The sequence below is a fragment of the Bilophila sp. 4_1_30 genome (assembly GCF_000224655.1).
GTDB classification, from domain to species: domain Bacteria; phylum Desulfobacterota; class Desulfovibrionia; order Desulfovibrionales; family Desulfovibrionaceae; genus Bilophila; species Bilophila wadsworthia.
In genome coordinates this window covers 402,980-409,309 of record NZ_JH114232.1, presented here as the reverse complement: position 1 = coordinate 409,309, position 6,330 = coordinate 402,980, and the positions used below count along the sequence as shown (strand labels likewise).

Sequence of the window (6,330 nt, the reverse complement as noted above, 5' to 3'; positions counted from 1 at the left end):
CCCCCGGACCCCCTCCTCTCACCTTCCCAAGACTTTCGACGTTATCGAATCCCTGTTTATGGTGAGGGGAAAAGATCGACATTGTTCCTTGTAAAAACGGCTTTGAAAAGAACTCCCGAAGCAACTCTGCTTCGGGAGTTTTTCTTTTGAGTAAATCCAAAAAAAGAACGTGCTGTTTTGAGTTGCCCGTCATCCAACGAAATTCCTGCCGCACGGCCCTCCACCAAAGTTGAACTTCCCTTATCCTAAAGAGAATTGCGTAAGAAAAACTGTGAACAGGGATTCGATAAGGTCAAAAGTCTTTGGAAAGGGAGGGATGGGGGTTTGGGGAAGGGAGGGAAAAGCTTTTCTCCAGAAAAGTTTTCCCTCCCTTCCCCAATGCTTCTATACCTTAGTATCTTACAACTTCACTTCGCTCATGGGGATGCCGAGGGCGTCGGCAACACCCTTGCCGTAAGCGGGATCAGCCTTGGAGCAATTGTAAATGTGGCGGATCTGGATCTCACGGGGCACACCGGCCATGGCGCGGGCGGTGTTGCCGAAAAGGGCTTCCTGCTGCTCGGGCGTCATAACCCGGAAAAGCTTGCCGGGCTGTTCGTAATAGTCGGCGTCGTCGCAAGGGTACTTCCAGTGATCGGCGTCGCCGGAAAGCTTTAGCGGCGGCTCGGAGAAATCGGGCTGGTCCTTCCACGCGCCGTTGCTGTTGGGCTCGTAGTTGGTGTAGCTGCCGTAGTTGCCGTCAACGCGCATCTGGCCGTCGCGGTGGTAGCTGTGGAACGGACAGCGGGATTTGTTCACCGGGATGAGGTGATGGTTCACGCCAAGGCGGTAGCGCTGCGCGTCGCCGTAGGAGAAGAGACGCCCCTGCAGCATCTTGTCCGGCGAAAAACTGATGCCGGGAACCACGTTCGCGGGATTGAACGCGGCCTGTTCCACTTCCGCGAAATAGTTTTCGGGATTGCGGTTCAGTTCGAGTTCGCCCACTTCGATGAGCGGATAGTCTTTGTGATACCAGACTTTGGTCAGATCAAAGGGATGGTAGGGCAGTTTCTCGGCGTCGGCTTCGGGCATGATCTGAATGAACAGGGTCCAGCGGGGGAAATCGCCCTTTTCGATGTGCTCATAGAGGTCGCGCTGATGGCTTTCACGATCCTTGGCGATGATGGCTTCGGCTTCGGCGTCGGTCAGGTTTTTGATGCCCTGCTGCGTCCGGAAATGGAATTTCACCCAGAAGCGTTCGTTGTTCGCGTTGATGAAGCTGAATGTGTGGCTGCCGAATCCGTGCATGTGGCGATAGCTCGCCGGAATGCCGCGATCGCTCATGACGACCGTTACCTGGTGCAGCGCTTCGGGCAGGAGGGTCCAGAAGTCCCAGTTGTTTTTGGCGCTGTGCATGTTGGTACGGGGATCGCGTTTGACCACGTGGTTCAGGTCGGGGAATTTCAGCGGGTCGCGGAGGAAGAAGACTGGCGTGTTGTTGCCCACGAGATCCCAGTTGCCCTGATCCGTATAGAATTTGATGGCGAAGCCGCGGATGTCGCGTTCGGCGTCAGCGGCGCCGCGTTCGCCCGCAACCGTGGAGAAACGCATGAACAGATCGGTTTTTTTGCCGATCTGGGAAAACAGGGAGGCTTTGGTATAGCGGGTGATGTCGTGGGTAACCGTAAACGTGCCGTATGCGCCGGATCCTTTGGCGTGCATACGGCGTTCGGGGATGACTTCACGGTCGAAATGGGCCAGCTTTTCGAGAAACCACGTATCCTGAAGCAACATGGGGCCGCGAGGCCCGGCGGTGAGGGCGTTTTCGTTATCGACTACCGGAGCACCGGCGTTGTTTGTGAGCAGATCGTTGGACATGGTTGCCTCCTTTTGGTTTTTCCGGCTGGCCGGGTGGGGTTGAGACGTTACAAGGAAACAGAGATGCCCTGTGTGAAGAAATCATGCGCGCTTCCCACAGATAAGTCAATAACAATAATCAATATTGATAATAAGAAATCCTTATTATCCTTTATTATCAGTTTGTTACTTTAGAAAAAAAGAAAGAAAAGGCTATGATTTTCCTAGGACGTCAGGCTTCCCGCAAATGGGGGAAAAGAAAAGCGGTGTCACAGGTAAGGTATGGAAGGAAAGCAAGCGGAAAAGGATCGGGGTGTGGAGAGCACCAGAGAGGGAAAGGGATGGATGATCTTAAGGTCGTCCGAGGAATACAAAAAAAGCCGGAAACGGAGAGTGAAATAGATATGTCCGCAGGAGAATAGAGGGGGAGGGAGAGGTTTTCTCCCTCCTCTTATGAATCATTTCCCCTTGGGAATCAATGACAGGATGTCCTTTCTGAGCGCATCCGACGAGAGCAGGGCCAGCTTGCCGCCGCGCAGTGCGGCGACGTGCTTCCTGTAGATCTGGAGTGAGGCGTTTTGCTTGACGAGGTGTGGGGCCTTGCCGGACATTTCCTGCCCGATGCCCTTCAACTCTTCGTCAAAGAGGGATTGCGGCACCTTCTGGGTATTTTCCACCGTCTGTTTGTAGAACAGGAGCATGGAACGGAATTCGGCTTCCTGATTGTCGATGCCTGTTTTGGAAAGGGATATGCCCTTGTCGAGGCTGGCAAGGACCTGCTTGTACTGGTTGGCTTCGGCGGCTTTCATTTTGGGCAGGGCCGCCGTGATCTGCTTTTTCTTGTCCTCGAAGTTCTGCAGCTCCTTGCCGATGATTTCCCGCTTGATCAGGCAGTCCTTGAGCATGGTCACAAGGTAGACGGCCGAACGGATTTCATTGGATACCGTGGAGCGCTTCTGGCGTTCGAGTGAAATATTGTTTTCACGGATCAGGTTTTGAAGCCCTTTGAGGCTGGCCTTTTCCGCGTCGCTTCCGGCCCGCGCTTCAAGCTGGGCCACCAGTTCCAGCGGATCGCCGGAGGGGTTCAGCTCTGCTGACAGCTCGATCCCGGCCTTTTTCCATTCCGAGGCCAGTTCCGCGGGCCTTGCGCCGCCGGGGGTGTTGATGCCGGAAAGCGCAATGCGGAATCCGAGATCCCGGGCTTTGTTGGGCCCGTCCTTGAGGAACGGAGCCACTTCTTCCCGCCGTCCGGGCATGACCTCATCCTGTGTGGACAGGAATCCGCCGCCCTTGCGGATAAAGCCCCCCGTGGAGCCGTGCAGCCGTCCGCCGAGGGAGAACTGGAAGCCGTCCTGCACCATTTCGGCGGCGTTGCCCGCCATGTCGTAGAATCCCGCCGGATTGGGCTTGCGCGAGCCGATGCGCTGGAGCGTTTCTTCCGAAGTCCCCTCACTGTCGCGGAACACGGCGTAGTTCTTGATGGCGTCGCCCGTCGGCATTTCAAAGAAATCCTCTTGGCTCAGGGACAGCGGCGAAACCTTCTGGGCGCCGCGCGCCGCGTATTCCCATTCCGCTTCCGTGGGCAGGCGGACAAAGGCGGTGTTTCTGTCGTCTCCCTGAAAGCCTGGCAGGGACTGCAGAGCGTTGGCAAGCAGCCACTCCGTATACTTTTTGGTAAATTCCTGCGCCTCATGCCACGAGACCTCGACGACGGGGCGCGCGTCCTCGGGGCTGAGGGCGGGGAGGGCGTCCCCATCCATGCACTGCCCGCCCATGACGGCATCCCACTGGCGTTTGCTCACCTCGTATTTGCCTTCAAAGTAGAATTGCATGGCGTCGGCGTCCGTGTTGGCGGCCTTGATTTTCCGCTGCCAGTCGGGAGGGAGATCCTTGAGCACGAACGGGCCCGAGATGGCGGACGCATACGGGCTGTCATAATAGCCGCGATCGTCGGAACCTCCGCCTCGGCGTCCGAAACGGGTTTCGAGATCCCAGAGCAGGCCCTTGCCGCGCACCCCCACAGCCTTGAGCACCATGCTTTGCCCGCAGGGCATGGGCAGGATCAGATCATCGGGGGCGGGGTTGGGGTTGAAGGCGTCTTCGGCCTTCACGTCGCCCCGCGCCTTGAGCGCGGCGTGCCCCGTATCGGGAGCGAACAGGCAGGCGGCAATCAAAAGGAAACACCATTTACTCATCGCGGATAACCTCGGAAGGTGAAAGGCGGCTGCACGAAAGGCTCGGCGGCAGGGCGGCCAGCAGGGACAACACAAGCACGACGCCGGCAGCCCCCCCGACATGCGCCCACGACAGGCGGCAGACGGCGCCGAGTTCCGTGCCGAGGGGGAAGAGGGCGTTGATGACGCCCGCGACGGCGGCGTAGAGCGCGAAGGCCAGCCCCATGCCGAGCGCGGATGTGGACAGCGCCTGCACCAGCGGGAAGCATACGATGTCCGCCCCGGAAAAGCCCATGAGCCGGATAATGCCGAGCACGCGGCGCTTGCGCCGGATGGCGGCGACGAGGTTGCTCGCCGTGGACGCGAGGAAGCCCACGCCCGCCGCGAGGCAGATCAGGCCGAACACCAGCGTTGTGGAGCGGTCCAGCATTTTGACGTTTTCGATTTCTTCGGCGCGGGTATAGACGTCGATGTTCCGGGCGCCCAGAAAGTCCCGCAGCGAGGCCACGCCGTCAAGATCCGCGGCATAGAGCCGGAACGAAGGGTAGAGCCGTTCGCCGTCTCCGCGCGCCGACCCGTCCCAGCCGCGTTCGGGCACGCCCATGCCGTCGCGGTAGGTTTCGGCGTCCTCGGCAAGCGACGGCGGCACAAAGGCGGCCTCCTTCTGGAGCGCGGACAGCGGGAGTACGGCCTTGACGCGCAGGGGCGTTTCCGCCTGTTCCCGCGTTATGCCCCGCGCCCGCGTGACCCGCCCGGTCAGTATGGTCCCGGCGCGCGCTCCGAGCTTGTCGGCGGCGGGCGCGGTCAGGATGATTTCGTCATCCTTCAGGGCCGCGTTTCCGGCGAAACGCCGGGTCAAGGGATCGCCTGCACCGGAAGGGATGAGGCTGACGTTGACCGGGTTGGGGGGCAGCCCGCCTTTTTTTTCGGAGGCGGGGAGCAGGCCGATGGTCGCGGCTATGGCCCGCGTCTGGGGGACCACATAGCCCACGTCCGGGCGTTTCCGCAGCTCCTCGAAGAAGTCTTTGCCGTATTTGCCGCTGCCCACGGGAACGATTTCAAGGTTGCGGGGATCTTGGAGCAGCCGCTCCTGAAGGTTGCTGATGACGCCGTTGCGCACGCCGAACAGGATGAGCAGGGGAGCCAGCACGGTCGCCAGCGCAAGCACCGCGCACAGCGACAGGGCGCGCTCGTGCCAGTAGTCCCTCAGGGCCATGCCGCAGATGATGGAAAGACGCATGTTCACCCCCGCAGCGTGGTGTTGATGGAGCCGTCCCCGCCGTCCACATCCAGACGCAGGCAGCGGAAGCCGTTTTCTTCGACCAGCCTGTGGTCGTGCGACACGACGACCAGCGCGCATTCTCCGGCCAGTTCCGTAAACAGGCGCATGACGTTCTTCGCGGTCACGGGGTCCAGCGCGGCGGTGGGCTCGTCGGCGAGCACGAGCTCAGGTTTCGGCAGCAGCGCCCGCGCGATGGCGGCCCGCTGCCGTTCCCCGATGGACAGCTTGCCCGGCAGGGCGCCGAGCAGGTGCCCGATGCCGAGGCGTCCGGCCAGTTCCTTCAATGCGGCGTCCACGGCCTTCGCGTCCATGCCCTTGGCCCTTCCTGGCGTTGCAATGTTGTCTCCGGCGCTCAGGAAAGGCAGGAGGCCGCCGGTTTGCAGCACGTAGCCGATATGCCGCAGCCGCAGGCGGGCCATACGTTCCCGCCCTCCGCGCCGCCAGAGCTCCGCCACATCTTCCGGCGTATCGCCCGGTGCGTTGAACAGGAACGTTTCCGCCCCGCTTGGGGGCAATATCATGGCGAGCAAGTCCAGCGCGGTGCTTTTCCCGCACCCCGAAGGGCCGATCAGCGCGATTTTTTCACCGGCCCGGATGGTCAGGGAGTCGATGCGGAGCCGATACGTGTAGTCCCGCGCTTTTCGTTCGAGCGAGACGTTTCGCAATTCGCAGAGATTCATAGGGAAATGCCTCCTGAGGCAAGGTGCGGGCCGTTTTGGAGGGGTTGCCGCCCCTTGACCCCGCCCGGGGGGCATGATGCCCCCCGGACCCCCTCAGTGCCGCCGCAAGGCGTTTCAGACGAAGCTGCGCTTCGCCCGAAACGCCTTGCAGCGGTCCTGTGGGCGTCTGCCGTTTCCTGAAAAAACAAAATACATTTGTATATCTGCTGGCCTTGCAAGGAAATGCGAGTTTGGAAAAGCTCTTTTTTCCGAATCAAAAACCGTTTCAAGGAAAGCCGTGAGCAGGAATTCGACAAAAAGGAAAGCCGCGAACAGGGATTCGATAAACATAAAAGTCTTGGGAGATGGAGGGGGTGGG

General features: G+C 60.0%; 6 protein-coding genes. All 6 read right to left on the bottom strand.

Annotated elements, in window-relative coordinates; all coding sequences use genetic code 11:
- Window positions 1-214, bottom strand: a 214-nt coding sequence (locus tag HMPREF0178_RS22515; RefSeq protein WP_232281240.1) for a hypothetical protein, incomplete at its 3' end; no start/stop codon positions are given.
- A 185-nt stretch (window positions 215-399) separates the two neighbouring features.
- The gene (locus HMPREF0178_RS08550) at window positions 400-1,857 is read right to left on the bottom strand and encodes a catalase (RefSeq protein ID WP_005028120.1); all 1,458 of its coding nucleotides are present in this window, start codon (window positions 1,855-1,857) and stop codon (window positions 400-402) included.
- A gap of 437 nt (window positions 1,858-2,294) precedes the next feature.
- On the bottom strand, window positions 2,295-4,031 hold the full coding sequence (locus HMPREF0178_RS08545) for an SUMF1/EgtB/PvdO family nonheme iron enzyme (protein WP_009380152.1): 1,737 nt from the start codon (window positions 4,029-4,031) through the stop codon (window positions 2,295-2,297).
- Window positions 4,024-5,250: an ABC transporter permease gene (locus HMPREF0178_RS08540; protein ID WP_009380150.1), complete on the bottom strand. Its 1,227-nt coding sequence runs from the start codon at window positions 5,248-5,250 to the stop codon at window positions 4,024-4,026. Before HMPREF0178_RS08540 ends, HMPREF0178_RS08545 begins: the two co-directional genes overlap by 8 nt.
- A gap of 2 nt (window positions 5,251-5,252) precedes the next feature.
- On the bottom strand, window positions 5,253-5,972 hold the full coding sequence (locus tag HMPREF0178_RS08535; RefSeq protein ID WP_009380148.1) for an ABC transporter ATP-binding protein: 720 nt from the start codon (window positions 5,970-5,972) through the stop codon (window positions 5,253-5,255).
- Between the two features lie 114 nt (window positions 5,973-6,086).
- On the bottom strand, window positions 6,087-6,330 hold a 244-nt coding region (locus tag HMPREF0178_RS22510; protein WP_232281239.1), incomplete at its 5' end, for a hypothetical protein.

Coding starts and splice junctions, on each gene's coding strand:
- HMPREF0178_RS08545 (WP_009380152.1), bottom strand. CDS start 4,031: ATGAGTAAATGGTGTTTCCTTTTGATTGCCGCCTGCCTGTTCGCTCCC.
- HMPREF0178_RS08540 (WP_009380150.1), bottom strand. CDS start 5,250: ATGCGTCTTTCCATCATCTGCGGCATGGCCCTGAGGGACTACTGGCAC.
- HMPREF0178_RS08535 (WP_009380148.1), bottom strand. CDS start 5,972: ATGAATCTCTGCGAATTGCGAAACGTCTCGCTCGAACGAAAAGCGCGG.
- HMPREF0178_RS08550 (WP_005028120.1), bottom strand. CDS start 1,857: ATGTCCAACGATCTGCTCACAAACAACGCCGGTGCTCCGGTAGTCGAT.